Consider the following 24205-nt stretch of genomic DNA (forward strand, 5'->3'; position numbering starts at 1 on the left):
GCGCCCCACAGGCGTGTACGGGCGCCTCGCGCGGAAGTTACGCCGCGTGGCCGCCGTCCACCGAGAACTCGGCGCCCGTGACATAGACCGCGTCCGGCCCGGCGAGGAAGGAGACCGTCGCCGCCACCTCCGCCGGAGTGCCGAAGCGGCCGAGCGCGGTGAGCGCGCTCTGCCCGGCGGCGTACGGCCCGTCGGCCGGGTTCATGTCGGTGTCCACCGGGCCCGGGTGGACCAGGTTCGCCGTGATGCCCCGCTCGCCCAGCTCCCGGGCCAGTGCCTTGGTCAGCCCGGTCAGCGCGGCCTTGCTCATCGCGTACAGGGAGCCGCCCGGACCCGGGACCCGCTGGGTCATGCAGCTGCCGATGGTGATGATCCGGCCGCCCCGGCCGAGCCGGGCCGCGGCCGCCTGCGCCGAGAGGAAGGCCCCGCGCACATTCACCGCGAGCACCCGGTCCACATCGGCGACCGTCAGCGTCTCCAGCGGGCCGAGCACCCCGACGCCCGCGTTGTTGACCAGGACGTCCAGGCGCCCCAGCTCCGCTACGGTGCGCTCCACCGCCGCGGCGGCGTCCGACGGGTCGCCCGCGTCCGACCGTACGGCCAGGCCGCGGCGTCCGTAGGCCTCGATCTTGTGCACGACCTCCGCGGCCGCCGCCGCGTCGTTGACATAGGTGATCGCCACGTCCGCGCCGTCGGCGGCCAGGCGCAGCGCGGTCGCCGCGCCGATGCCCCGGCTGCCGCCCGTCACCAGGGCCACCCGGCCGGTCATGCTGTTCTCGTTCTCGTTCCCGTTCATGGCGTTCCTCCGTCGTAAACCCGTACGTCCATAACTGGTTGCGAGTTCAATGAAAGCGGCGGGGCGGTACCCGCGCTGGCGGGAATCGGACATCGCGTTCAGGCGCGCCGGACCGATGAGTTCCGCGACGGACGGGAGTCTGAACCCATGAACGGGCCGGTACGGGCCCCACCCGCAAGGAGACGAGCCATCATGGGAAAGCTGATCCCCATCACCTTCCTCACCCTCGACGGCGTGATGCAGGCGCCCGGCGGCACGGAGGAGGACCCGAGCGGCGGGTTCGCGTACGGCGGCTGGCAGGTGCCCTTCGAGGACGAGGAGGCGAACACGTTCATCACCGAGGCCTTCGACCGCGTCGGCGCCTTCCTGCTCGGGCGCCGGACCTACGACATCTTCTCGGGGTACTGGCCGAAGCAGACCGACCCGGACAACGCCATCGCGGCCAAGCTGAACACCCTCCCGAAGTACGTGGCCTCCACCACCCTCAAGGACCCCGAGTGGGCGGGCACCACCGTCCTCGGCCCGGACCTGGAGGCGGAGATCGCCCGGATCAAGGAGAGCACCGACGGTGAGGTGCACATCTGGGGCAGCGGGGAGCTCGTCGGGTGGCTGCTCGCCCGCGGTCTCATCGACGAACTCAACCTGATGGTCTACCCCGTGGTCCTGGGGGCCGGGCGGCGGCTCTTCCCGGGCGGGGGCGAGCCCACCACCTTCGAGGTCACCGCCTCCCGGACCACCGCCGTGGGGGTGGCCATCCACACCTACCGGCCCGCCGGCCGGGCCACCTTCGGTACCTACTGAGGGAACTTTCGCAGAGCCCTCTCAACCCCTGAAACACGGTGTACCCGCCACCCACCGCTCCGGTACGGTGGCGGCTCCCGTGCGAGCCGCCGAAGTCTCCACCTCCCACCAGTCGTTGGAGACCCGTGTCCACGCTCGCCGCCGTACCGGCGCCCGGCCTCGCACCCCGCCGTGCCTGGCTCACCGACCTGCCCGTCCTGCTCGTCGCCCTGGTCTGGGGCGGCAGCTACCTCGTCGCCAAGGGCGTCACCACCTCGCACACCGTGATCGCCGTCCTGGTCCTGCGGTTCGGGCTGATCCTGCCGGTCCTCGTGGCCGCGGGGGCGCGGCGGCTGCGCGCGCTGCGGCCCGCCCAGCTGCGCGGCGGCGCCCTGCTGGGGCTGGTCCTCGGCGCGATCTTCCTGCTGGAGACCTACGGGGTCGTCCACACCTCCGCCACCAACGCCGGGCTGATCATCAGCCTGGCCATGATCTTCACCCCGCTCGCCGAAGCCGTGCTGCGCCGGGTCCGGCCCCCGGCCGCCTTCCTCGCCGCCGCGGGCGTCTCCGTCACCGGGGTCGTGCTGCTCACCCAGGGCGCGGGCTTCACCACCCCCTCCCTCGGTGACCTGCTGATCCTCGGGGCCGCCCTCGCGCGCACCCTGAACGTGCTGCTGACCGCGCGGATCAAGGCCGTCCAGGACGCCGACCCGCTCTCCCTGACCACCGTTCAGCTCGGCGGCGCGGTCCTGGTCTTCGCCCTGCTCGCGGCCCTGCCCGGGACGGGCGCCACCCCGTGGGCCGCGGCCGCCGACTTCGGCCCCCGCGCCTGGGCGGGGCTCGCCTTCCTCACCGTCTTCTGCACCCTGTTCGCCTTCTTCGTGCAGATGTGGGCCCTGCGCCGCACCTCGCCCTCCCGGGTCAGCCTGCTGCTCGGCACCGAACCGCTGTGGGCCGCCGCCGCGGGCATCGCCATCGGCGGCGAACACCTGGGCGCCACGGGGCTCGTGGGCGCGGCCCTCGTCCTGGCCGGCACGGCCTGGGGCCGTCGTACCGCCGTCCCGGACCCCGTCTGAGCGGCCCACCCGCCGCCCACCCGCCGCTCACCTCGACGAGTGGCCGAAAACGCCGCATCCACCGGTGAACGGCCGCCGTACGGTGGACCGATGCCAGCAGTCGACATCAGTGGGAACGACGAGGACTTCGCCGCCGACCCCTACGCCTTCTACGCCCGGCTGCGCGAGGCCGGACCGGTCCACCGGGTCACGGTGTACGCCGGTGAACTCGAACCCAGCTGGCTGGTCGTGGGCCACGACGAGGCCCGCCTCGCCCTGGGCCACCCCGCCCTGTCGAAGGACTGGCGCGGTTCCGGCCAGTTCGACGACACCCTCGTCACCGCGGCCAACTCGAACATGCTGGAGAGCGACCCCCCGCAGCACACCCGGCTGCGCCGGCTGGTCGCCCGCGCCTTCACCGCCCGCCGCATCGAGGCCCTGCGCCCCCGTGTCCAGCAGGTCACCGACGAACTCCTCGACACGATGGCCGCCCGCCCCGGGCGCACCGCCGACCTCATCGCGGCCCTCGCCTTCCCGCTGCCGATGACCGTGATCTGCGAACTGCTCGGCGTCCCCGACCTGGACCGGGACCGGTTCCGCTTCTGGTCCAACGAGATCGTCGCCCCGACCGCCGCGAGCGCGGACGGCAGCGCCCACCGCGCGCTGAGCGAGTACCTCGCCGAGCTGGTCGAGGCCAAGGCCAAGGCCCCCGGCGAGGACCTGCTCAGCGAGCTGATCCGCACCCGCGACGACGACGGCGACTCCCTTTCCCCCGACGAGCTGATCGGGATGGCCTTCCTGCTGCTGGTCGCGGGCCACGAGACCACCGTCAACCTCATCTCCAACGGCGTACGGGCCCTGCTCGCCCACCCGGGTCAGCTGGCCGTCCTGCGCACCGACTGGGACGGGCTCCTCGGCGGGGCGGTGGAGGAGATGCTCCGCTACGACGGCCCGGTGCAGAACTCCACCTACCGCTACGCCCGCGAGGACGTGGAGATCGGCGGGACGGTCATCCCGGCCGGGTCGACCGTGGTGATCTCGCTGGCGGCCGCCGACCGCGACCCGGGCCGGTTCGCCGACGCCGACACCTTCGACATCCACCGCGCCCCGCGGGGCCACCTGGCCTTCGGGCACGGCCTGCACTTCTGCATCGGCGCGCCGCTCGCCCGGATGGAGGGCGCGATCGCCGTCCGGTCCCTGCTGGAACGTTTCCCCGACCTGGCCGAGGACCCGGCCGGCGGCCCGCGCGCATGGGTCGGCGGCAGCCTGATGCGGGGCGTCACCCGGCTCCCGGTGAGCTGGTGACCGGTCCGTACACGAGGCGGTACACAAGGCCGTACGCCAGGCCGTACGCCAGGCCGTACGGGAACACGCGCTCAGAGGTCCGGCAGCTCGGCGAGGGTCACCCGGCGCCGCTCCCGCCGCGACAGCTCGCAGGCCTCGGCGATCCGCAGCGCGGCCAGGGCCTCCCGGCCGTCGCACGGATTGGGGCCCTCGCCGCGGACCAGGCTCACGAAGGCGGCCAGCTCCGCCTCGTAGGCCGGTCCGAACCGCTCCAGGAAACCCGTCCACGGTTTGCGCGCCGGGGGCGGGCCCTGCGGTTCCGTCGAGGCGATCGGCGTACGGTCGTCCAGCCCGGCCGAGACCTGGTCCAGCTCCCCGGCCAGCTCCATCCGCACGTCGTACCCCGCGCCGTTGCAGCGGCCGCCGGTGCAGGTCACCAGGGTCCCGTCGGCCAGGGTCAGCAGCGCGGCCGCGGTGTCCACGTCACCCGCCTCGCGGAACCGCGGGGGACCCGCGTCCGAGCCGGTCGCGTACACCTCCGTCACCTCCTGCCCGGTCACCCAGCGCACCATGTCGAAGTCGTGCACGAGACAGTCCCGGAACAGCCCGCCCGACCCGGCCAGGTACGCGGCGGACGGCGGCGCCGGATCCGCGGTCATCGTCCGTACGGTGTGCAGCCGCCCCAGCGCGCCCGAGCGGACCAGCTCCCGCGCCGTCACGTACCCGGCGTCGAAGCGCCGCATGAAGCCCACCTGGAGCACCCCGCCGACGGCCGCGACCTCGCGCAGCACCGCCAGGCTCCGCCCCAGGTCAGGGGCGACGGGCTTCTCGCAGAACACCGGCAGCCCGGACCGTACCGCCCGGACCACCAGCTCCGCGTGGCCCGCGGTCGCACACGCCACCACCACCGCGTCCACGCCCCAGGTGAAGATCTGGTCGACACTGGGCGCGGCGGTCGCCCCGAGCCGGGCGGCCAGCAGCGCCGCCCGCGCCGGGTCGGCGTCGGCGAGCACCAGCGATCCCGCGTGCGGCTGGCGGGCCAGCGCCGCGGCATGGAAGGAACCGATCCGGCCCGTACCGATGAGCCCGATGCGCATGCACTCAACGTGACCCCGTCCGGGTCACCTGTCAATCCGCCCGGCCTGCCCCGATGACGACCTCATGGTCCACTGTGGCGGATACTGGGCGGCTGGAACCGGAATGACCGCAATGACGACCGCCCGGGGACCGGCGCGGCGACCGCAGGATTTCAGGACGAGGGAAGGGCACGGAGACGTGGCTAGGGTTCGGACAGGGGTACGCGTCATGGGCGCCGTACTCGCGGCGGTACTGGGGGCCTCCCTCGCGGGGTGCAGCAGTACGGGCGGCAAGCGCGCCGAGGAGCGGGCGAAGGCCGCCGAGCAGGGCCGTCCGGCCGTCTCCACCCCGCGCTGGACCTTCGCGATGATCACCCACGCGGGCGATGGCGACACCTTCTGGGACATCGTCCAGAAGGGCGCCAAGGAAGCCTCGGCGAAGGACAACATCAACTTCGTCTACGCGCACGACGACCAGGCACAGCAGCAGGCCCAGTTCGTGCAGAACGCCATCGACCAGAAGGTCCAGGGCATCATCGTCAGCCTGGCCAAGCCCGAGGCCCTCAAGGACGTCCTCGGCAAGGCCGCCAAGGCGGGCATCCCGGTGATCACGGTGAACTCCGGCTCCGCGCAGTCCAAGGAGTACGGCGCCCTGACCCACATCGGGCAGGACGAGGAGATCGCGGGCGAGGCCGTCGGCAACGAGCTGACCAAGCGCGGCAAGAAGAAGGCCGTCTGCGTCCTGCACGAGCAGGGCAACGTCGGCCACGAGCAGCGCTGCGCCGGGGCCAAGAAGACCTTCGGCGGCGACCTGGAGAACCTGTACGTCGAGGGCACCAACATGCCCTCCGTGCAGGCGTCCATCCAGGCGAAGCTCCAGGCCGACCCCTCCATCGACTCGGTCGTCACCCTGGGCGCGCCCTTCGCGCCCACCGCGGTCAAGGCCAAGGACGCGGCCGGCAGCAAGGCGGAGATCGACACCTTCGACCTCAACGAGGCCGTCGCCCGCGACCTGAAGTCCGGGGTGCTCGGCTTCGCCGTCGACCAGCAGCCCTACCTCCAGGGCTACGAGGCCGTCGACCTGCTCTGGCTCTACCGCTACAACGCCAACACCCTCGGCGGCGGCCGTCCGGTGCTCACCGGCCCGCAGATCGTGACCGGCGCCGAAGCGGCGAAACTGGAGGAGTTCATCAAGCGGGTGACCCGATGAGCACGCTCGCCCCCGCGGCCCCGCCCACCCCGCCCGCCAAGGAGCGCGACGAGCGCCTCGCGCCCGCCTCCCTGGTGCGCCGCCTGCTCGGCCGCCCCGAGCTGGGCGCGGTCGTCGGCGCGGCCGCCGTCTTCGTCTTCTTCGCCTTCGCCGCCGACAGCTTCCTGCGGGCCTCCAGCCTCAGCACGATCCTGTACTCGGCCTCCACCATCGGGATCATGGCCGTCCCGGTCGCGCTGCTGATGATCGGCGGCGAGTTCGACCTCTCGGCCGGTGTGATGGTCACCAGCTCGGCGCTCTTCAGTTCGATGTTCTCCTACCAGCTGACCGCGAACGTCTGGGTCGGCGTCGGGGTGTCCCTGCTGGTCACCCTGGCCATCGGGTTCTTCAACGGGTTCATGCTCACCCGGACGAAACTGCCCAGCTTCATCATCACGCTCGGCACCTTCCTGATGCTGACCGGCCTGAACCTGGGCCTCACCAAGCTGATCAGCGGCTCGGTCTCCACCAAGACCATCGCCGACATGGAGGGCTTCTCCTCGGCCCGCTCGCTGTTCGCCTCGCAGCTCACCATCGGCCCGGTCACCCTGCGCGTCACCATCCTGTGGTGGCTGGTCCTGGTGGCCGTGGCCACCTGGATCCTGCTGCGCACCCGCGCCGGGAACTGGATCTTCGCGGTGGGCGGTGGCGCCGACGCGGCCCGCGCGGTCGGCGTACCGGTGGTCAAGACCCGGATCGGGCTCTACATGGGCGTCGCCCTGTGCGCCTGGATCTCGGGCCAGCACATCCTGTTCTCGTTCGACGTCGTCCAGTCCGGCGAGGGCGTCGGCAACGAGTTCCTGTACATCATCGCGGCCGTCATCGGCGGCTGTCTGATGACCGGCGGCTACGGCTCGGCCATCGGCTCGGCCGTCGGCGCCTTCATCTTCGGCATGACCAGCAACGGCATCGTGTACGCCCAGTGGAACCCGGACTGGTTCAAGTTCTTCCTCGGCGCGATGCTCCTGCTGGCCACCTTGCTCAATGCCTGGGTGCGCAAGCGGGCGGAGGCCAGCAAGTGACGGCACTGGTGAAGCTGACCGAGGTCAGCAAGTACTACGGCAACATCCGCGCCCTCGAAGGCGTCTCCCTGGAGGTCTCGGCGGGCGAGATCACCTGTGTCCTCGGCGACAACGGCGCGGGCAAGTCCACCCTCATCAAGATCATCGCGGGGCTGCACCGGCACGACGCGGGCAGCTTCGAGATCGAGGGCGAGGAGACGGTTCTGGCCAATCCCCGCGCCGCCCTCGACCGGGGCATCGCCACGGTCTACCAGGACCTCGCGGTCGTCCCGCTGATGCCGGTCTGGCGGAACTTCTTCCTCGGCTCCGAGCCCACCAAGGGCCGCGGCCCCTTCCGCCGCCTCGACGTGGCCCTGATGCGCGAGACCACCCGCGCCGAGCTGCTGCGCATGGGCATCGACCTGCGCGACGTCGACCAGCCGATCGGCACCCTCTCCGGCGGCGAGCGCCAGTGCGTGGCCATCGCCCGGGCCGTGCACTTCGGCGCCAAGGTCCTCGTCCTGGACGAGCCCACGGCGGCCCTCGGCGTCAAGCAGTCCGGCGTGGTCCTCAAGTACGTCGCCGCGGCCCGGGACGCGGGCCTCGGCGTGGTCCTGATCACGCACAACCCGCACCACGCGTACCTGGTCGGAGACCGTTTCGTGCTCCTCAAGCGGGGCGCGATGGCGGGCAGCCACACCCGCGATTCGATCACCCTGGACGAGCTGACCCGGCAGATGGCCGGCGGCTCGGAACTGGACGAACTGAGCCACGAGCTGGAGCGGGTGGCAGAATCGGGGACAACACCGCCCCACACTGACCCTTCCGGCACCACCGCACCATAGGGACGACAGGACTCGATGAGCACGTACCGGGACTTCACGCTCGCCCACCGTGGCTCGGCGCGAGGCACCGTCCTGCGGACGGTCGGCACCCGTGAGCGCCGGTCACACCTGACCGCCCCGCGCGTCCCGACCGTCGGCATCGACATCGGCGGCACCAAGGTGATGGCGGGCGTCGTCGACGCCGACGGCGTCATCCTGGAGAAGATCCGCACCGAGACCCCCGACAAGTCCAAGAGCCCCAAGGTCGTCGAGGACACCATCGTCGAGCTGGTCCTGGACCTCTCCGACCGCCACGACGTCCACGCCGTGGGCATCGGCGCGGCCGGCTGGGTCGACGCCGACCGCTCGCGGGTGCTCTTCGCCCCGCACCTGGCCTGGCGCGACGAGCCGCTGCGCGACGCGCTCCAGTCCCGGCTCGCGGTCCCGGTCATGGTGGACAACGATGCCAACACCGCCGCCTGGGCCGAATGGCGCTTCGGCGCCGGGCGCGGCGAGGACCACCTCGTCATGATCACGCTCGGCACCGGCATCGGCGGGGCGATCCTGGAGGACGGCCGGGTCAAGCGCGGCAAGTTCGGCGTGGCCGGGGAATTCGGCCACATGCAGGTGGTCCCCGGCGGACACCGCTGCCCCTGCGGCAACCGCGGCTGCTGGGAGCAGTACAGCTCCGGAAACGCCCTGGTCCGCGAGGCCCGCGAGCTGGCCGCCGCCGACTCCCCGGTCGCCCACGGCCTGATCGCCCGGGTCGGAGGGAACGTTTCGGAGATCACCGGACCGCTCATCACCGAGCTGGCCCGCGAGGGCGACGCCATGTGCGTCGAACTGCTCCAGGACATCGGCCAGTGGCTCGGCGTCGGCATCGCCAACCTCGCCGCCGCCCTCGACCCCTCGTGCTTCGTCATCGGGGGCGGGGTCAGCGCGGCCGACGACCTGCTGATCGGCCCGGCCCGGGACGCCTTCCGGCGCCACCTGACCGGCCGCGGCTACCGGCCCGAGGCCCGGATCGCGAAGGCCCAGCTCGGCCCCGAGGCCGGTATGGTCGGTGCGGCCGACCTCTCCCGGCTCGTCGCCCGCCGCTTCCGACGCGCCAACCGCCGCCGGGTCGAACGCTACGAACGCTATGCCCAGGCCGGCCGACGGGCCGCCGCCGGGTCCGAGGAACAAGGACCAGAACAGCCGTGACGCCGCCGCCCCCGCCCCCGACCCTGCCGCGCCAGGCCCCGGCCCCCGACGAGGGCGGCGTTCCCACGCCCGCCGAGGCCCGCCGGCACGTCGTACGGCGCCGCTGGATCACCGCGGTCATCATCGTGCTGCTGATCGGCGTACCCGCCGGCTACCTCGCGATCGCCGCCCAGCAGAGCCGCCAGAGCGGCAAGGAGAAGGCGGCCAAGGTCGGCGCCACCAAGGTGCGCGCGGGCTGGCCCTCCAAGGTGCAGCGCAGCATCTACGAGGTGCCGATCCCGGACAAGGCCTGGCGGGTCGGCTTCCTGGAGACCAACAACTGGCGCACCAGCAGGCTGTACGTGCAGTTCGCGATCACCCCGGACGAACTCGACAAGTTCCTCACCTCGATGGGCACCAGCCGCGAGGGACTGACCCGGGGCGTCTCGATCGGCGAGCGCGACACCGAGGCCGCGGGCTGGAACTGGAACCCGAAGAACGCCTGGTACGGCGCCACGCACGAGCAGAACGACCCGCGCCCCACCCAGGACATCACCGTCGACCTGACCGTCCCGGCCAAGCCCAAGGTCTACGTCGTCTCCACCGCGACCCCGTAGCAGCGCCCCCCTGGCCGAGCCCCCACCGTTAGCCTGGGGATCATGAAGCTCACCAAGCGGCTGCACTCCTGCGTCCAGGTCGAGAAGGACGGGCGCACGCTCGTCATCGACCCGGGTGCCTTCAGCGAACCCGACGCGGGCCTCGGGGCGGACGTCCTGCTGGTCACCCACGAGCACCCCGACCACTTCGAGGAGGGCCGGCTGCGGGCCGCCCTCGACGCGAACCCCGAGGCCCGGCTGTGGACCCTGGCCAGCGTCGCCGAGCGGCTCGCGCCCGCCTACCCGGGGCGGGTCCACACCGTCGGCCACGGGGACACCTTCACGGCCGCCGGTTTCGACGTACAGGTGCACGGCGAGCTGCACGCGGTGATCCACCCCGACATGCCCCGGGTCACCAATGTCGGCTACCTCGTCGACGGATCGCTCTTCCACCCCGGGGACGCGCTGACCGTCCCCGGCGTCCCCGTCGACACCCTGCTGCTGCCGGTGCACGCCCCCTGGAACAAGGTCGCCGAGGTGATCGACTACGTCCGCGAGGTCAAGCCGCGCACCGCCATCGACATCCACGACGCCTACCTCGCCGACATCGCCCGGCCGATCTACGACCGCGCCCTCGACTCCCTCGGCGGCGCCCCGCACAGCCGCCTCACCGCCGGGGACAGCACGGACCTCTGAGACGGACCTCCGAGCGCCCGACCGGTGGCTGTCGGTGGCGGGCGGTAGGTTACGGACATGCGTATCGCCACCTTCAACGTCAACTCGATCACCGCCCGGCTGCCCCGGCTGCTGGCCTGGCTGGAGTCCAGCGGCACCGACGTGCTCTGCGTCCAGGAGACCAAGTGCTCCGCCGAGCAGTTCCCGTACGCCGAGCTGCGCGAGCTGGGCTACGAGTCGGCCGTCAACGCCACCGGGCGGTGGAACGGGGTGGCCCTGCTCTCCCGGGTCGGCCTGGAGGACGTGGTCACCGGGCTGCCCGGCGGCCCGGACTACGAGGGCGTGGCGGAGCCGCGCGCGATCTCCGCGACCTGCGGGGGAGTGCGCGTCTGGTCCGTCTATGTGCCCAACGGGCGCGAGGTGGAGCACGACCACTACGGCTACAAGCTGGACTGGTTCCGCGCCCTGACCTCGGCCGTCGCCGAGGACGCGGCGGGCCCCCGTCCGTTCGCCGTGCTCGGCGACTTCAATGTGGCACCGACCGACGAGGACGTCTGGGACCCGGCCGTCTTCGAGGGCATGACCCACGTCACCCCCGCCGAGCGCGCCGCCCTGGAGTCCCTGCGCGCGGCCGGGCTCTCCGACGTGATGCCCCGCCCGCTCAAGTACGACCGCGCCTACACCTTCTGGGACTACCGGATGCTCGCGTTCCCGAAGAACAAGGGCATGCGCATCGACCTCGTGTACGGGAACGCCCCCTTCGCCGCGGCCGTCAAGGACGCCTACGTCGACCGCGAGGAGCGCAAGGGCAAGGGCGCCTCGGACCACGCGCCGGTCGTCGTGGACCTCGACGTCTAGCGGGTGTTTAGCCCACCGGGCCGGGATCGCACCGATCCAGGCGCGCCCTGTGGCCCCCGGCCGGTACGGGTGCCAGGCTGGTCGGTATGAACATCCCCTTCCTGGACCACTGGCTGAACCGGCACGAGACCGAGCACGGCGAGGCCCTGGCCGCCGCCCTCGCGGACGATCCCGAGGGCGTGGGCGAGATGTTCGCGGAGTGCGAGATGCTGCGCGTCCAGGCACGGGCGGCGGGCCTCGAACTCGACGGCACACCGGCCTCGTTGGAGGCTCTGGACCAGTTGATGCCGCGCTGGCGGCGCGACCCCGAGGCCACGCCCTGGCTCGGCAACGACGCCGGCTTCTACCTCGGCACGGTGATCATCAAGACCCTGCCGGGCTGCGGCTGGCAGGTGTGGCCGAACGGCCAGCCGGTGATCCGGCTGGCCTCGGGCCGCGAGCTGAACGTGGTGGAGTCCGGGGTGTCCTGGGCGATGACCGGATCCCCCGAGCTGTCGCAGATCTACGCCGAGGCCTCCGAGGGCTGACCGGGACCCCGGCTCCGGCCCGGCCCCGGGCCCCACCCCGGCCCCACCCCTGCTCCAGTGACACTTATGTCGCTTTTAGGCATGTCGAGCGTGTCGCGGTGAAGTCGCCCTCGCCGCTGGATAGTTTGCGCTGACTCGACACACCGACAAGTGGGCAGGGCAGCGTATGGCCGTCGATCCGTTGATCGAGCTGCGGGACGTCAACAAGCACTTCGGACAACTGCACGTCCTCCAGGACATCAACCTCACCGTCGGCCGCGGGGAGGTGGTGGTGGTCATCGGCCCCTCCGGCTCCGGCAAATCGACGCTGTGCCGGGCGATCAACCGGCTGGAGACCATCGAGTCGGGCACGATCACCCTCGACGGCAAGCCGCTGCCCGCCGAGGGCAAGGAACTGGCGGCCCTGCGCGCCGATGTGGGCATGGTCTTCCAGTCCTTCAACCTCTTCGCGCACAAGACCGTGCTCGCCAACGTCTCGCTCGCGCAGCAGAAGGTCAGGAAGCGCGGCCGCGAGGAGGCCGACAAGCGGTCCCGGGAACTCCTGGAGCGGGTGGGCCTGGCCAACCAGGCGGAGAAGTACCCCGCCCAGCTCTCCGGCGGCCAGCAGCAGCGCGTGGCCATCGCCCGCGCCCTGGCCATGAACCCCAAGGCGCTGCTCTTCGACGAGCCGACCTCCGCCCTCGACCCGGAGATGATCAACGAGGTGCTGGAGGTCATGCAGCAGCTCGCCAGCGAGGGCATGACCATGGTCGTGGTCACCCACGAGATGGGCTTCGCCCGCTCCGCCGCCAACCGCGTCGTGTTCATGGCCGACGGGAGGATCATCGAGGACCGCACCCCGGAGGCGTTCTTCACCGCCCCCGAGAGCGAGCGGGCCAAGGACTTCCTCTCCAAGATCCTCAAGCACTGAGGGGGCCCGGTGAACGCGACACGCACCGCGCGGCTGCCCGCCCGCGCCCTCGTCCTGGCCCTCGCCCTGCTGGGCGCGGTGAGCGGGTGCGGCAAATCCGGCAGCCCCCCGGTCAAGGGCCCGCAGCCCGAGGACCTGCCGGCCTACCGGGTGGACAGCGCCTTCAGCCTCCCCGGCTCGCGGAACTGGGAGAAGGCGAAGCGGCGCGGCCACCTGGTGGTCGGCGCCAAGGAGGACCAGCCGTACATGGGCGAGAAGGACCCCGCGAGCGGCCGCTACTCCGGCTTCGACATCGAGATCGCCAAGATGATGTCCGCCGCGCTCGGCTTCGACCCCAAGACGATCGAGTTCAAGACGATCGCCTCGGCCAACCGCGAGACGGCCCTGCAGAACGGCCAGATCGACTACTACGTCGGCACGTACACGATCAACGACAACCGCAAGAAGCAGGTCGGCTTCGCCGGGCCCTACTTCATGGCGGGCCAGTCGCTCCTGGTCCGCCGCGGCGAGAAGGACATCAAGGGCCCGGCGGACCTCGCGGGCAAGAAGGTCTGCTCGGCCGCCGGCTCCACCCCCTACCAGCGCCTGCAGAAGGACTTCCCCCGGGCGGTGCTCGTCGCCTACGACACCTACTCCGTCTGCGTGGACAACCTGCTGACCTACCAGGTCGACGCCGTCTCCACCGACGACTCGATCCTGCTGGGATACGCGGCCAAGGTGCCGGCCGAGCTGAAGGTCGTGGGCAAGCCCTTCTCCAAGGAGCCGTACGGCATCGGCGTCCCGCGCTCCGACAACGCGCTGCGCTTCGCCCTCGACGACGCCCTCGCCGCACACGAGAAGAACGGCGACTGGACCAAGGCGTACGACGCCACCCTCGGCCTGTCCGGGGTGCCCGCCCCGAAGCCGCCCGCCATCGACCGCTACCCCGCGAGCTGAGAGGAGCCGTACCGGCATGGACGTACTGACCCAGAACTTCTCGCTCTACGGCAAGGGTTTCCTCGGCACGGTCGAACTGACCGTCTACGCCTCCCTCCTCGCCCTGGTCCTCGGCTTCGTCATGGCCTCCTTCCGGGTCGCGCCGATCGGCTCGCTGCGGGTGCTCGGCACGGTCTGGGTGACCGTCCTGCGCAACACCCCGCTCACCCTGCTCTTCTTCGCCGTCCTGCTGGGCCTGCCCCGCTTCGGACTGGTCCTGCCCTTCCAGCTGTTCGCGGTCCTCGCGCTCGGCTGCTACACCTCCGCCTTCATCTGCGAGGCGCTGCGCTCGGGCATCAACACCGTGCCCAAGGGCCAGGGCGAGGCCGCCCGGAGCCTCGGCATGTCCTTCGGGCAGACGCTGGGCGCGGTGGTGCTGCCGCAGGCCTTCCGCTCGGTCATCCCGCCCGTCGGTTCCACGCTGATCGCCCTCGCGAAGAACTCGGCGATCGCGGGCGCCTTCAGCGTCACCGAGCTGCTGGGCACGTACAAGACGCTCAACGAGCTGGGCTACAGCATCATCTGGACCTTCGTCTGGATCGCCGTCGGCTACCTGATCATCACCCTGTCCATCAGTGCGCTCTTCAACGTGATGGAGAAGCGCTGGGGAGTCGCCCGATGACCGCACACGCGCTGCACGGGGACCTGGAGTCCACGGCGCTCTACGACATCCCGGGCCCGCTCGCCCAGCGCCGCCACTTCCTCTACGGGATGGCGTCGACCGCGGTGATCCTGGCCCTGCTCGGCTGGATCCTCTACCTGCTCTTCGACACCGACCAGTTCACCGCCGCCAAGTGGAGCCCCTTCGAGTACGAGGGCATCCAGCGGCTGCTGCTCAAGGGGCTCGGCAACACCCTCAAGGCCTTCGCCTACGCGTCGGTGTTCTCGCTGGTCCTCGGCGCGGTCCTGGCCACGGGTCGGCTGTCCGTGCACCGGCCGGTGCGCTGGGCCGCGACGCTGTGCGTGGAGTTCTTCCGGGCCATGCCGGTGCTGGTGATGATCTTCTTCATCTTCGTGGCGCTGAAGGTCCAGCCGCTGCCGGCGCTGGTGGCGGGACTGACCCTGTACAACGGCTCGGTGCTGGCCGAGGTCTTCCGTACGGGCATCAACTCGGTGGAACGCGGACAGCGGGAGGCGGCGTACGCCCTGGGCATGCGCAAGACCCAGGTGATGACCTTCGTACTGGCACCGCAGGCGGTCCGGGCGATGCTGCCGACCATCATCAGCCAGCTCGTGGTGGCCCTCAAGGACACCTCGCTCGGCTACCTGATCACCTACGAGGAGTTCCTGCACGCGGGCAAGCTGATCGCCTCCAACCTCGACTACGACCTGCCCTTCATCCCGGTCGTGATGATCATCTCCCCGATCTACATCGGCATGTGCATGCTGCTGTCCTGGTTCGCCACCTGGATGGCCCGGCGCCAGCGGCGCAACCCCAAGACCGAGGCCGCCCAGGTGGGCCCGGCCGAGCCGGGGACGCTGCTGCCGGGCGTGGGGTAGGCGGAGCCGGCCCCGGGGGACCCGAGAGAGCCACCCCGCCCGGCGGCAGCCGTGGATCACTGCTCGCGCAGCGGCACCGAGACGCAGGACGGATCGGTGCGCGGCGGGCAGAAGGTCAGCTGCGCGCCGGTGGGGTCGTGCTCGACGGGGAGCCCCGCTCAGCCGTGGAGCGCGCTCTTCTTCTGCCAGTCGGCCCAGCTCAGGTTCCACTCGCCGTAGCCGTTGCCGATGTCGGCCTGGCCCTTGGAGCCCTCGCCCACGACCTCGAACAGGTCGCCGACCTGGGCCTCCTTGTAGAAGGCGGCGGCGTTGGCGTCGCTCATCCCGACGCAGCCGGAACTGGTGTTGGCGCTGCCGAAGTTGGCGTTGTTCCACGGCGCGGCGTGCACGTACATGCCCGACCAGGTCAGCCGCATCGAGCTGTCGACGTCCTTGTCGTAGGCGTTGCCGAGGCCCACCGTCTCGGAGTTCATCCGGATGGTGCCCTCCTTGGACATCAGCACCATCTTCCCGGACCAGGAGGCCTTCTGGCCGCCCGGCGTACCGGCCGAGACCGGGATCGTCTTGACCACCTGGCCGTCCTCGGACACCGACATCTTCTTGGTGTCGAGGTCCACCGTCATCCGGCGGTCCTTGCCGATCTTGAACTCGGTGTTGTAGTCCTTGACGAAGTAACCGCCGCCCGAGTCGATGCCGTTCAGCTTCATCTCGACCTTCACGTCCGTGCCGGACTTCCAGTAGTCCTTGGGACGCCAGTCCACCCGGTCGTTGCCCGAGTAGTCCTTGAACCAGCCCCACGAACCCTCGGTGTTGTTCGAGGTGGTGACGTGCAGCTGCTTCTCGACCTCGGCCTTGTTCTTGACCGGGTTGTCGAAGACGATCGAGACCGGCTGGGCGATGCCCACGACCGGGTTGGCCTTGCCCGGGTTGATCGTGACCTTGTTCACCTTGTCGGCGGCGGTCGTCTTGAACTGGGTGGTCGCGCTCTGGCTCTCGGTGTTCTGCGCCTCGACCTTGTAGTCCTGGCCCGGCGAGGCGTTGCGCTCCGACGTCCAGCTCTTCCCGTCCTGGGATATCTGCCCGGCCAGCTCCCCGCCCTTGCCGTCGGTGACCTTGACCTGGGCCAACTTGCCGTCGGCGAGCGTCACCTTGACCGGCTCGCCCGCCTTCACCTGGTCGCCCGTCAGGTTCACGGAGATCGCCATCTCCGGCTTCTTCTTCTCGCCCTTACCGTCGCCCGTGCCGCCCGATCCGCCCGAGCAGGCGGTGAGGGCCGCGGCGGCCAGCAGCGCGGTGGCCGCCAGGGCGGCGCTCCGGCCGCGCGCTCCCGGGACCTGGCGACGCGACGATGCGGTACGGCGTGTGCGGATCAACGAAACCCCTCCGAAGTGATGATCGTTCGCAAAGAAAGAGCGAACAACGCGACTTTAGGTTGCGGTTTCCCGGAAAAAGATCGGCAATTCGGTTGTGACCTGTACCGCAGCGGAACAGTCATCATCCGGTCACGCTGGCCGCGCATTTCGGTCACGGGTCGCTGTGAGAGTCCTGTACATCCCCTTCGGACGCACAGGAAGGCCCCCCGCGATGTGTGCGCTGCTCGTGACCAACACCCCGCAGGACCAACAGGATCGGCAGGACCGACAGAGCCGACAGGGCCAACAGGGCCGACAGGACCACACGGTGCGGAGCCTGACCATCACCGAATACCAGGGCTTCCTTTCCCGGCACCGGCGGGCCAGCTTTCTCCAGTACCCGTCCTGGGCCGGGGTGAAGGACCTTTGGCGTTCCGAAAGGGTCGGATGGCACTTGCCCGGCGGTGAACTCGCCGGCGCAGGGCTCCTCCTCCTGCGGCAATTCCCCGGCACCCGGAAATACTTCGCCTACCTTCCGGAAGGCCCTGTCGCCGACTGGTCCGACCCCCACATCGACCGCCGGCTGAACCCCCTCATGCGCCACCTGCGCGCCGCCGGTGCCTTCTCCGTCCGGATCGGCCCCATCCCCGCCTACCGGCGCTGGGACGCGGCCGCCCTCAAGTCCGCCACCGAGCCCGACCGCGAGGTCTCCGACGTCCTGGCCACCGGGGTCGACCCGGTCGGCGCCGCCCTCGCCGACCGGCTGCGCACCCTCGGCTGGAAGCGTTGCGGCGGCGAATCCGACGGCGACGCCCAGCCGCGCCACGTCTTCCGGGTCCCGCTGGCGGGCCGCACCCTCGACGACGTGTGGTCGGGCCTGAACCCACCGCCGCGAGGTCCGCCCCAGCAACGCCCTGCAGTGGCGGATGCTCTGTGCCGCACATGCCCTCGGAGCGGACGAATACGACATGCGCGGGGTAGAGGGCTGTTGATTCTTTGGTCCACTCTTGTGAGTGATGGTTCATTTGGGTGGGTGTCGTTACGGTCGGGTGTGTGAATCTCAAGGCGTCCGTGAGGACGCGGGCGGGCAAGGCGCTGGAGGCGGTGGCCGGCGATGGCTGAGCCGGTCAGAAAGTTGCGTGCCATCGCTCCCTCGTTCGTGGCGCTCGGTCCGTCCGGTGTGGCGATACGCGGCCGTCTCAAGGGCCTGAGTGTGGAGGACGAGAGGGTTCTGTGGCTGGTCGGCGCACATCAGGGGGCTCTGGCTTCCCGTGACCTCAAGCAGCGTTGTGGGGACGGTCCTGATCATTCCGCTGATACGTGGGCGGTCCGTAAGCGGGGGCTGACCGCAGAGTCGTCGTCGCGGATCGCCGGGGCGATCACCAGGGCCAGTCACGATCAGTGGGCGCTCGCCCGCCGCTGCCAAGCCGCATGCATCCAGAGCCTGGCTGCCGGCATCAAGACGCTGCGCCACCGTCTCGCCCTCCCGATCGGGGCGAAGGGCAACAAGCGGGCTGCGGGCGGATACCGGTCCAAGAGCGAGTGGTTCAACAAGTCACGGCGTCTGACCGCCCTGGAGGCCCGCCATGAAGCCGCTCTCGCCGACTGGCGGGCGGGCCGGGTCCGGGTGGTGCGGGGCGGGAAGCGGCTGGCGAACACCCGCCACCACCTGCCCGAAGCCCAGCTCACCGAGGAGCAGTGGCGTGCCCGCTGGGAAGCCGAACGCTGGTTCCTGGCCGCCGATGGCGAGTCCGGGAAACGGTTCGCGAACGAGACGATCCGCGTCACCCCCGACGGCGAGGTGTCGCTCAAACTGCCCGCCCCGCTCGCACACCTCGCCAACAGCAACCACGGCCGGTACGTCCTGGCCTGCCGGATCGCGTTCGCGCATCGGGGCGTGGAATGGGCTGAGCGCATCAGAGCGAACCGGGCCGTGGCCTACCGCATCCACCTGGACGTCACACGCGGCCGCTGGTACCTGACCGCCTCCTGGCAACGCCCCCTCGTGCAGACGATCCCGCTCGCCACGGCCCGCGCGAACGGGATGGCCGGTGTCGACACCAACGCCGACCACTTCGCCGCCTACCGGCTCGACCCGCACGGCAACCCGATCGGTGATCCGCAGCGCTTCCCCTACGACCTGTCCGGATCGGCTGACCACCGTGACGCCCAGATCCGGCACGCCCTCACCCGGCTGCTGCACTGGGTGAAAAGCGTCGGGGTCAGGGCCATCGCGATCGAAGGCCTTGACTTCAGCGCCGAGAAGACCCGTGAGAAGCACGGGAGGAGGAAACGGTTCCGGCAGCTGATCTCGGGTATCCCGACCGGCAAGCTGAAAGCGCGACTCACCTCGATGGCCGCTGAACACGGCCTCGCCGTCGTCGCGGTCGACCCGGCCTATACCTCCCAGTGGGGTGCCCGGCACTGGCAGAAACCGCTGGCCACCCCGCGCCGGAAGATGTCCCGTCACGATGCCGCCGGCATCGCGATCGGACGACGCGCCCTCGGACACCCGATCCGGCATGGGGTATCCCCTGCTCGAAGGGCTTGGGGAGGGACGGCACCGCCCCCACACGACCAGAGCGATCGTGCGGGGCATCGGACCGCCCAGGCCGGACCAGGCACCCGCAGGCGTGACGGAAACCGCCCACCCGCAACGGACCACGTTCCCAGAGACGTGCCGCCGAGCGGGAAGAGAAAGCGGAGACCCAGTGCATCCAAAACCGTTCGGGATGCGCCCAGCACGCACCGGTGGGTCCAAGACCCACTCCTGCACACTGGCTAGGAACGGTACCCTCCACCCTCGACCCCGACGTGCCTTCGGTCTGCTGCGCTGGAAGCTCGGCACCGGCGGACAGGTCGTCGAAACGCTAGGCGAGTGGGAGACCCCGATGGACGGCTGTACCAACACGGCGCTCTACAAGGGATTCCAGGCGTACCTGGCCCGCCGGTGACGGCCACCGACACCAGACCCGGACCGGAGAGCGCCGAGCGCGCCGCGGCCGGACCGGACGCGGCACCGGGGAAGTCCTCCGTGCTGCGCAGCGGCGCCCTCATGGCCGCGGGCTCGATCGTCTCGCGCGCCACCGGCTTCGTCCGCTCCGCCGTCGTGGTCGCGGCCCTCGGCACCGGCCTGCTCGGCGACAGCTACGCCGTCGCCAACACCGTCCCCAACATCCTGTACATGCTGCTCATCGGCGGCGCGCTCAACGCGGTCTTCGTCCCCGAACTGGTCCGCGCGGCCAAGGAGCACCGGGACGGCGGCGCCGCGTACACGGACCGGCTGCTGACCGCCTGCACGGTGGCGCTCGTCGTCCTCACCGCCGCCGCCGTGTTCTGCGCCCCGCTGATCGTCTCGGCGTACACCGGCGCCGACGGGGCCCGGGCGAGCACGACCGTCGCCCTCGCCCGCTACTGCCTCCCGCAGATCCTCTTCTACGGCCTGTTCACCCTGCTCGGCCAGGTGCTGAACGCCCGGGGCCGGTTCGGCGCGATGATGTGGACCCCGGTCCTCAACAACGTCGTGATCATCGGTGTCTTCGGGCTGTTCCTCCACCTCTCCCACGGCAGTCGAGGAGGTGTGGACGGCCTGACGCCCGCCGACGCCCGCCTCCTCGGCTGGGGCACCACCGCCGGGATCGTCGTCCAGGCCCTCGCCCTGATCCCCTCGCTGCGCGCGGCCCGCTTCCGCTGGCGCCCGCGCTTCGACTGGCGCGGCAGTGGCCTCGCCCGGCCCCTGCGCAACGCGGGCTGGCTGGTCATGCTCGTCCTCACCAACCAGATCGCCTACTGGGTGGTCACCCGGCTCTCCACCACCACGGGCCGCGAGGCCGCCCTGGAAGGCCTGGCGGGCGGCGCGGGCTACACCGCCTACAGCAACGCCTACCAGCTGTGGATCGTCCCCCAGGGCATCATCACCGTCTCCCTGGTCACCGCACTCATGCCGCGGATGAGCGCCGCGGCGGCCGACGGGGACCTCGGGCGGGTGCGCCGCGACGTCTCGTACGCGCTGCGCACCAGCGCCGCCGTCGTCGTCCCGGCCGCCGCGCTCTTCGCCGCCCTCGCCCCCTGGGTCATGGGCAGCGTCTTCGAGTACGGGCGCACGGGCCCCGCCGACATCGAGGTCATGGCGGGCATGCTCATCGCGTTCGCCCCCGGCCTGATCGCCTTCTCCGGGCAGTACGTCCTCTCGCGCGGCTTCTACGCCCTGTCCGACACCCGCACCCCGTTCTTCCTGAACCTGGTGATCGCGGTGCTCAACGGCGCCCTCTCGGCCGCCGCCTACTTCCTGCTGCCCCCGCGCTGGGCCGTCACCGGCATGGCCGCCGCCTACTCCCTCGCGCTCTTCGCGGGCGCGGCCGTGACGGCGTACGCCCTCTCCCGGCGCCTGGGCCCGCGGGCGGGCGGCCGCGCGCGGCGGCGCGCCGGCGCGCTGCGCACCCACCTGCGGCTGCTGGTCGCCTGCCTGCCCGCCGGGGCCGCCGGATACGCCGCCGCCCGGGCCGCCGACGGCCTCGGCGCCTTCGCCGCGCTCGCCGCGGGAACCGTGGCGCTCGCCCTGACCGTCGTACTCCTCGCCAGGCCGCTGCGGCTGACCGAGATCACGGACGTGCTGGATTCCCTGCGGCGCAGAGCGGGCCGACGGGTCCCTCTGGGCCGTTAGGGTGAAGAGAACGATCAGAACAGCTGGGACACTGACCGCATGCCACGCGTACTGCTCATAGAGGACGACCCCTCCATCCGCGAAGGGGTCGCGCTCGGCCTGCGCAGACGCGGCCACGAGGTCACCGCCGCCGAGACCGGCGAGGCGGGCCTCGCCCAGCTCGCCGGGTTCCGGCCCGATCTGGTCCTCCTCGACCTGATGCTGCCGGGCATCAACGGCGTCCAGGTCTGCACCCGCATCCGCGAGACCAGCCAGGTCCCCGTGATCATGCTGACCGCACGCGGCGACGACTTCGACATCGTCGTCGGACTGGAGGCGGGCGCCGACGACTACATCGTCAAACCCGCCCGCACCGAGGTCATCGAGGCGCGGATCAAGGCCGTACTGCGCCGCCTCACCGCACCCGTCGGCCGCCAGGGCGTCGAGCACCACGGCGAACTCGCCGTCGACCGGGCCGGGCTGACCGTCGCGAAGAGCGGCGCGCCCGTCGCCCTCGCCCCCAGCGAGATCAAGCTGCTGCTGCACCTGTCCGCATCACCGGAGCAGGTCTTCAGCCGCCAGCAGCTCCTCGAATACGTGTGGGAGCACAGCTACCACGCCGACGCGCGGCTCGTGGACGCCTGCGTCCGCCGCCTGCGCAACAAGATCGAGGACGTGCCCGGCAGCCCCCGCTACATCCAGACCGTGCGCGGCTTCGGCTACCGCTTCGGCCCCCTGTAGGCGCCCGCCGTGCGCCGCATCGCCCCACTCGGCCTGCGCACCCGCCTCATCGCCGCCTTCCTCCTCGTCGCCGCGATCAGCGCCGTGTCCACCGCCGCCCTCACCTACCGGCAGGCGCGCACCGCGATCCTCACCCAGAGCCAGGACACCGCCGTCGCCACCCTTCGCGACCAGCTGGAAGGCGGCGGGATGACCCTGCCGGTCGACCGGAACTTCCTCCAGGCGCAGGTCACCGAGCTGGGCAAGCGCGGCAAGCCGCACGCCTGGACGGTCTACGGCGAATACGGATCCCTGCGCGTCACCTCCAACACCGGCGGCTCCGTCACCTCACCCCTCATCAGCGAGAAACTGCGCGAGCAGATCAAGGTCAACCCGCACGCCGCCTTCCAGCGCGTCGAGTCCAGCGCCGGGCGCGCCTACCTGGTCGTCGGGGTGCCCGCCGTCTTCGACCGGCAGGGCTTCGCCCAGCCCACCGGCGCCGTCTTCTACGCCGTGATGCCGCTCGTCACCGAGGAGGAGACCGTCGCCCTGATGGTCGACGCCGCCCGCACCGGCGCCCTGCCCGGTCTCGCCATCGCCCTCGTCCCCGCCCTGCTCGCCGCCCGCAGCGTGCTGCGGCCGGTCCGCGACCTGCGCACCGCCGCCCAGCGCATGGGCCGCGGCCGCCTCGACACCCGGATCGAGGTCAGGGGGGCCGACGAGCTGGCCGGGCTCGCCGAGACCTTCAACGAGACCGCCCGCGCCCTGGAGCGTTCCGTCGAGGACCTCCAGCAGGCCGAGGCGCGCGCCCGCCGGTTCGCCGCCGACGTCTCGCACGAGCTGCGCACCCCGCTCGCCGGGATGCTCGCCGTCACCGAGGTCCTCGACGAGGACGCCGAGCGCCTCGACCCCGACACCGCGAAGGCACTGCGGCTGATCAGCGCCGAGACCGGCAAGCTCGCCGTCCTGGTCGAGGACCTGATGGAGATATCCCGTTTCGACGCCCGCGCCGCCGGGCTCAACCTCGATGACGTGGACCTCACCGAGGCCGTCGGAAAGACCCTGGAACGCCGCCACTGGGACCCGGACCAGGTGGTCACCGACCTCCCGGCGGGCATCCGGGCCCGGCTCGACCCGCGCCGCTTCGACGTGGTCCTCGCCAACCTGGTCGGCAACGCCCTGCGGCACGGCGGCGCCCCGGTACGGATCACCGTCCGCACCCACCCGCACCCCGAGGGCGAGCGGCTGACCGTGGAGGTCGCCGACAGCGGCCCCGGCATCGCCCCCGAGGTGCTGCCGCACATCTTCGACCGGTTCTACAAGGCGGACGCGGCCCGTACCCGCTCGGTGGGCAGCGGGCTCGGTCTCGCGATCACCCTGGAGAACGTCCGGCTGCACGGCGGGTCGGTCCGCGCCGCCAACGGGGCGTCCGGCGGGGCCGTGTTCACCGTGGAGATGCCTCTGGAGGCGCAGGCCCTGGAGGAGCAGGCATGAGCCGCTGGAACACCCTCGTACGGACGACGCTGCCCGCCCCGCTGCTGGGCCTGCTGGTCCTGCTGCCGCTGGCCGGGTGCGGGATCAAGCCGACCGGAGTCGTCGAGAGCGGGCGGGCCGCGAGCGTCGGGGTGGCGGCGCCGCCCGGTGCGGACCTCCTCTACTTCGTCGCCCCCGACGGGCGGCTCGCGCCGACCGCGCTCTCCGACCCGCGCGTGCCCACCGGTGCGCTGCTCGCCCGGCTCCTGGCGGGGCCCGGTGTCCGGGACCGGGACGCCGGGCTGACCACCGCCCTGCCGCCGCTGCCCGCGCGGACCGACAAGGGGGCCGCGGCCGTGGTGGTCCCGGTGCGCGTCGACCGGGGCGACCAGAAGCAGCTGCTGGTCCGGCTGCCCTTCTTCCGCAACGCCGAGCTGTCCGACACCGGCAGGAACCAGCTGGTCTGCACGGCAGCCCTCTCGGCGGACCGCTCGGCCAAGACCGAGGTGGTGCTGGTCACCGCCGACGGATCCACGGCCCCGCTCCGCTGCGAACTGGCTTGGCGCGGCCATCCCTAGCCCTGCCGGGCTGGCTTGGCGCAGCCACCTCCAGCCTCGCCGGGCTGGCTTGGCGAAGCCATCTCTAGCCCCGCCGGGCTGGCTTGGCGCGGCCACCTCCAGCCTCGCCGGCGTTTGAGGCGCCCCCGGAGGGTCCCGCCGGCGGCGGACGG

General features: G+C 71.4%; 23 protein-coding genes and 1 pseudogene. 21 read left to right on the forward strand and 3 right to left on the reverse strand.

Annotated elements, in window-relative coordinates:
* Positions 1 to 37: 37 nt before the first annotated feature.
* Positions 38 to 796, reverse strand: a complete 759-nt coding sequence (locus tag OHS33_RS29470) for a 3-oxoacyl-ACP reductase family protein (protein WP_330333446.1) — start codon at positions 794 to 796, stop codon at positions 38 to 40.
* Positions 797 to 988: 192 nt separating this feature from the next.
* On the opposite strand from OHS33_RS29470, the gene OHS33_RS29475 reads away from it, so the two are divergent.
* The 3 genes from OHS33_RS29475 to OHS33_RS29485 all read left to right on the forward strand — a co-directional run bounded on the left by OHS33_RS29475 (position 989) and on the right by OHS33_RS29485 (position 3936).
* On the forward strand, positions 989 to 1597 hold the full coding sequence (locus OHS33_RS29475; protein ID WP_330333447.1) for a dihydrofolate reductase family protein: 609 nt from the start codon (positions 989 to 991) through the stop codon (positions 1595 to 1597).
* 125 nt (positions 1598 to 1722) lie between these two features.
* Positions 1723 to 2652 (forward strand): DMT family transporter, encoded by a 930-nt coding sequence (locus tag OHS33_RS29480; protein WP_330333448.1) that lies wholly within the window; start codon positions 1723 to 1725, stop codon positions 2650 to 2652.
* 90 nt (positions 2653 to 2742) lie between these two features.
* Entirely contained in the window at positions 2743 to 3936 is a 1194-nt protein-coding gene (locus OHS33_RS29485) for a cytochrome P450 family protein (RefSeq protein ID WP_330333449.1), read from the forward strand.
* Between the two features lie 71 nt (positions 3937 to 4007).
* Here OHS33_RS29485 and OHS33_RS29490 read toward each other — a convergent pair whose 3' ends face one another.
* Positions 4008 to 5012 (reverse strand): Gfo/Idh/MocA family protein, encoded by a 1005-nt coding sequence (locus OHS33_RS29490; RefSeq protein ID WP_330333450.1) that lies wholly within the window; start codon positions 5010 to 5012, stop codon positions 4008 to 4010.
* A 178-nt stretch (positions 5013 to 5190) separates the two neighbouring features.
* On the opposite strand from OHS33_RS29490, the gene OHS33_RS29495 reads away from it, so the two are divergent.
* The 12 genes from OHS33_RS29495 to OHS33_RS29550 all read left to right on the forward strand — a co-directional run bounded on the left by OHS33_RS29495 (position 5191) and on the right by OHS33_RS29550 (position 15288).
* Entirely contained in the window at positions 5191 to 6201 is a 1011-nt protein-coding gene (locus OHS33_RS29495; protein WP_443065367.1) for a sugar ABC transporter substrate-binding protein, read from the forward strand.
* Positions 6198 to 7262: an ABC transporter permease gene (locus OHS33_RS29500; protein WP_330333452.1), complete on the forward strand. Its 1065-nt coding sequence runs from the start codon at positions 6198 to 6200 to the stop codon at positions 7260 to 7262. The genes OHS33_RS29495 and OHS33_RS29500 overlap by 4 nt, the downstream gene beginning before the upstream one ends.
* Positions 7229 to 8086, forward strand: coding sequence for an ATP-binding cassette domain-containing protein (locus OHS33_RS29505; protein WP_443065475.1), 858 nt, complete (start codon positions 7229 to 7231; stop codon positions 8084 to 8086). The genes OHS33_RS29500 and OHS33_RS29505 overlap by 34 nt, the downstream gene beginning before the upstream one ends.
* 15 nt (positions 8087 to 8101) lie before the next feature.
* The gene (locus OHS33_RS29510; protein ID WP_330333454.1) at positions 8102 to 9268 is read left to right on the forward strand and encodes an ROK family glucokinase; all 1167 of its coding nucleotides are present in this window, start codon (positions 8102 to 8104) and stop codon (positions 9266 to 9268) included.
* Entirely contained in the window at positions 9265 to 9864 is a 600-nt protein-coding gene (locus OHS33_RS29515) for a hypothetical protein (RefSeq protein ID WP_330333455.1), read from the forward strand. Before OHS33_RS29510 ends, OHS33_RS29515 begins: the two co-directional genes overlap by 4 nt.
* A gap of 42 nt (positions 9865 to 9906) precedes the next feature.
* Entirely contained in the window at positions 9907 to 10539 is a 633-nt protein-coding gene (locus OHS33_RS29520; RefSeq protein ID WP_330333456.1) for an MBL fold metallo-hydrolase, read from the forward strand.
* Between the two features lie 57 nt (positions 10540 to 10596).
* The gene (locus OHS33_RS29525; protein WP_330333457.1) at positions 10597 to 11376 is read left to right on the forward strand and encodes an exodeoxyribonuclease III; all 780 of its coding nucleotides are present in this window, start codon (positions 10597 to 10599) and stop codon (positions 11374 to 11376) included.
* An 86-nt stretch (positions 11377 to 11462) separates the two neighbouring features.
* On the forward strand, positions 11463 to 11903 hold the full coding sequence (locus OHS33_RS29530) for a DUF6278 family protein (protein ID WP_330333458.1): 441 nt from the start codon (positions 11463 to 11465) through the stop codon (positions 11901 to 11903).
* 166 nt (positions 11904 to 12069) lie between these two features.
* On the forward strand, positions 12070 to 12813 hold the full coding sequence (locus OHS33_RS29535) for an amino acid ABC transporter ATP-binding protein (RefSeq protein ID WP_330333459.1): 744 nt from the start codon (positions 12070 to 12072) through the stop codon (positions 12811 to 12813).
* 9 nt (positions 12814 to 12822) lie between these two features.
* On the forward strand, positions 12823 to 13749 hold the full coding sequence (locus OHS33_RS29540; protein ID WP_330333460.1) for a glutamate ABC transporter substrate-binding protein: 927 nt from the start codon (positions 12823 to 12825) through the stop codon (positions 13747 to 13749).
* Positions 13750 to 13765: 16 nt separating this feature from the next.
* A complete protein-coding gene (locus OHS33_RS29545; RefSeq protein WP_330333461.1) occupies positions 13766 to 14410 on the forward strand; it encodes an amino acid ABC transporter permease in 645 nt (214 codons plus the stop codon).
* Positions 14407 to 15288 carry an amino acid ABC transporter permease gene (locus OHS33_RS29550; protein WP_330333462.1) on the forward strand — a complete coding sequence of 294 codons (882 nt, stop codon included), beginning with the start codon at positions 14407 to 14409 and terminating at the stop codon, positions 15286 to 15288. The genes OHS33_RS29545 and OHS33_RS29550 overlap by 4 nt, the downstream gene beginning before the upstream one ends.
* Positions 15289 to 15446: 158 nt before the next feature.
* Here the strand turns inward: OHS33_RS29550 and OHS33_RS29555 are convergent, their stop codons facing one another.
* Complete coding sequence (locus OHS33_RS29555) at positions 15447 to 16661, reverse strand: Ig-like domain-containing protein (protein WP_443065368.1); 1215 nt, start codon at positions 16659 to 16661, stop codon at positions 15447 to 15449.
* Positions 16662 to 16872: 211 nt separating this feature from the next.
* On the opposite strand from OHS33_RS29555, the pseudogene OHS33_RS29560 reads away from it, so the two are divergent.
* The 6 genes and pseudogenes from OHS33_RS29560 to OHS33_RS29590 form a co-directional block, all read left to right on the forward strand.
* A pseudogene (locus OHS33_RS29560) lies at positions 16873 to 17620 on the forward strand (peptidoglycan bridge formation glycyltransferase FemA/FemB family protein); the annotation flags it as partial.
* 134 nt (positions 17621 to 17754) lie between these two features.
* On the forward strand, positions 17755 to 19425 hold the full coding sequence (locus OHS33_RS29565; RefSeq protein ID WP_330333463.1) for a transposase: 1671 nt from the start codon (positions 17755 to 17757) through the stop codon (positions 19423 to 19425).
* Between the two features lie 165 nt (positions 19426 to 19590).
* Positions 19591 to 21303 (forward strand): murein biosynthesis integral membrane protein MurJ, encoded by a 1713-nt coding sequence (gene murJ, locus OHS33_RS29575; RefSeq protein ID WP_330333464.1) that lies wholly within the window; start codon positions 19591 to 19593, stop codon positions 21301 to 21303.
* Between the two features lie 39 nt (positions 21304 to 21342).
* Complete coding sequence (locus OHS33_RS29580) at positions 21343 to 22023, forward strand: response regulator transcription factor (RefSeq protein WP_330333465.1); 681 nt, start codon at positions 21343 to 21345, stop codon at positions 22021 to 22023.
* Between the two features lie 9 nt (positions 22024 to 22032).
* Complete coding sequence (locus OHS33_RS29585; RefSeq protein ID WP_330333466.1) at positions 22033 to 23496, forward strand: ATP-binding protein; 1464 nt, start codon at positions 22033 to 22035, stop codon at positions 23494 to 23496.
* On the forward strand, positions 23493 to 24053 hold the full coding sequence (locus tag OHS33_RS29590) for a hypothetical protein (RefSeq protein ID WP_330333467.1): 561 nt from the start codon (positions 23493 to 23495) through the stop codon (positions 24051 to 24053). The genes OHS33_RS29585 and OHS33_RS29590 overlap by 4 nt, the downstream gene beginning before the upstream one ends.
* The last annotated feature ends 152 nt before the right edge of the window (positions 24054 to 24205 follow it).

The sequence above is a fragment of the Streptomyces sp. NBC_00536 genome (genome assembly GCF_036346295.1).
GTDB lineage: Bacteria > Actinomycetota > Actinomycetes > Streptomycetales > Streptomycetaceae > Streptomyces.

Coding starts and splice junctions, on each gene's coding strand:
- OHS33_RS29580 (WP_330333465.1), top strand. CDS start 21,343: ATGCCACGCGTACTGCTCATAGAGGACGACCCCTCCATCCGCGAAGGG.
- OHS33_RS29590 (WP_330333467.1), top strand. CDS start 23,493: ATGAGCCGCTGGAACACCCTCGTACGGACGACGCTGCCCGCCCCGCTG.
- OHS33_RS29500 (WP_330333452.1), top strand. CDS start 6,198: ATGAGCACGCTCGCCCCCGCGGCCCCGCCCACCCCGCCCGCCAAGGAG.
- OHS33_RS29490 (WP_330333450.1), bottom strand. CDS start 5,012: ATGCGCATCGGGCTCATCGGTACGGGCCGGATCGGTTCCTTCCATGCC.
- OHS33_RS29550 (WP_330333462.1), top strand. CDS start 14,407: ATGACCGCACACGCGCTGCACGGGGACCTGGAGTCCACGGCGCTCTAC.
- OHS33_RS29525 (WP_330333457.1), top strand. CDS start 10,597: ATGCGTATCGCCACCTTCAACGTCAACTCGATCACCGCCCGGCTGCCC.
- OHS33_RS29470 (WP_330333446.1), bottom strand. CDS start 796: ATGAACGGGAACGAGAACGAGAACAGCATGACCGGCCGGGTGGCCCTG.
- OHS33_RS29565 (WP_330333463.1), top strand. CDS start 17,755: ATGGCTGAGCCGGTCAGAAAGTTGCGTGCCATCGCTCCCTCGTTCGTG.
- OHS33_RS29475 (WP_330333447.1), top strand. CDS start 989: ATGGGAAAGCTGATCCCCATCACCTTCCTCACCCTCGACGGCGTGATG.
- OHS33_RS29530 (WP_330333458.1), top strand. CDS start 11,463: ATGAACATCCCCTTCCTGGACCACTGGCTGAACCGGCACGAGACCGAG.
- OHS33_RS29535 (WP_330333459.1), top strand. CDS start 12,070: ATGGCCGTCGATCCGTTGATCGAGCTGCGGGACGTCAACAAGCACTTC.
- OHS33_RS29520 (WP_330333456.1), top strand. CDS start 9,907: ATGAAGCTCACCAAGCGGCTGCACTCCTGCGTCCAGGTCGAGAAGGAC.
- OHS33_RS29485 (WP_330333449.1), top strand. CDS start 2,743: ATGCCAGCAGTCGACATCAGTGGGAACGACGAGGACTTCGCCGCCGAC.
- OHS33_RS29510 (WP_330333454.1), top strand. CDS start 8,102: ATGAGCACGTACCGGGACTTCACGCTCGCCCACCGTGGCTCGGCGCGA.
- OHS33_RS29545 (WP_330333461.1), top strand. CDS start 13,766: ATGGACGTACTGACCCAGAACTTCTCGCTCTACGGCAAGGGTTTCCTC.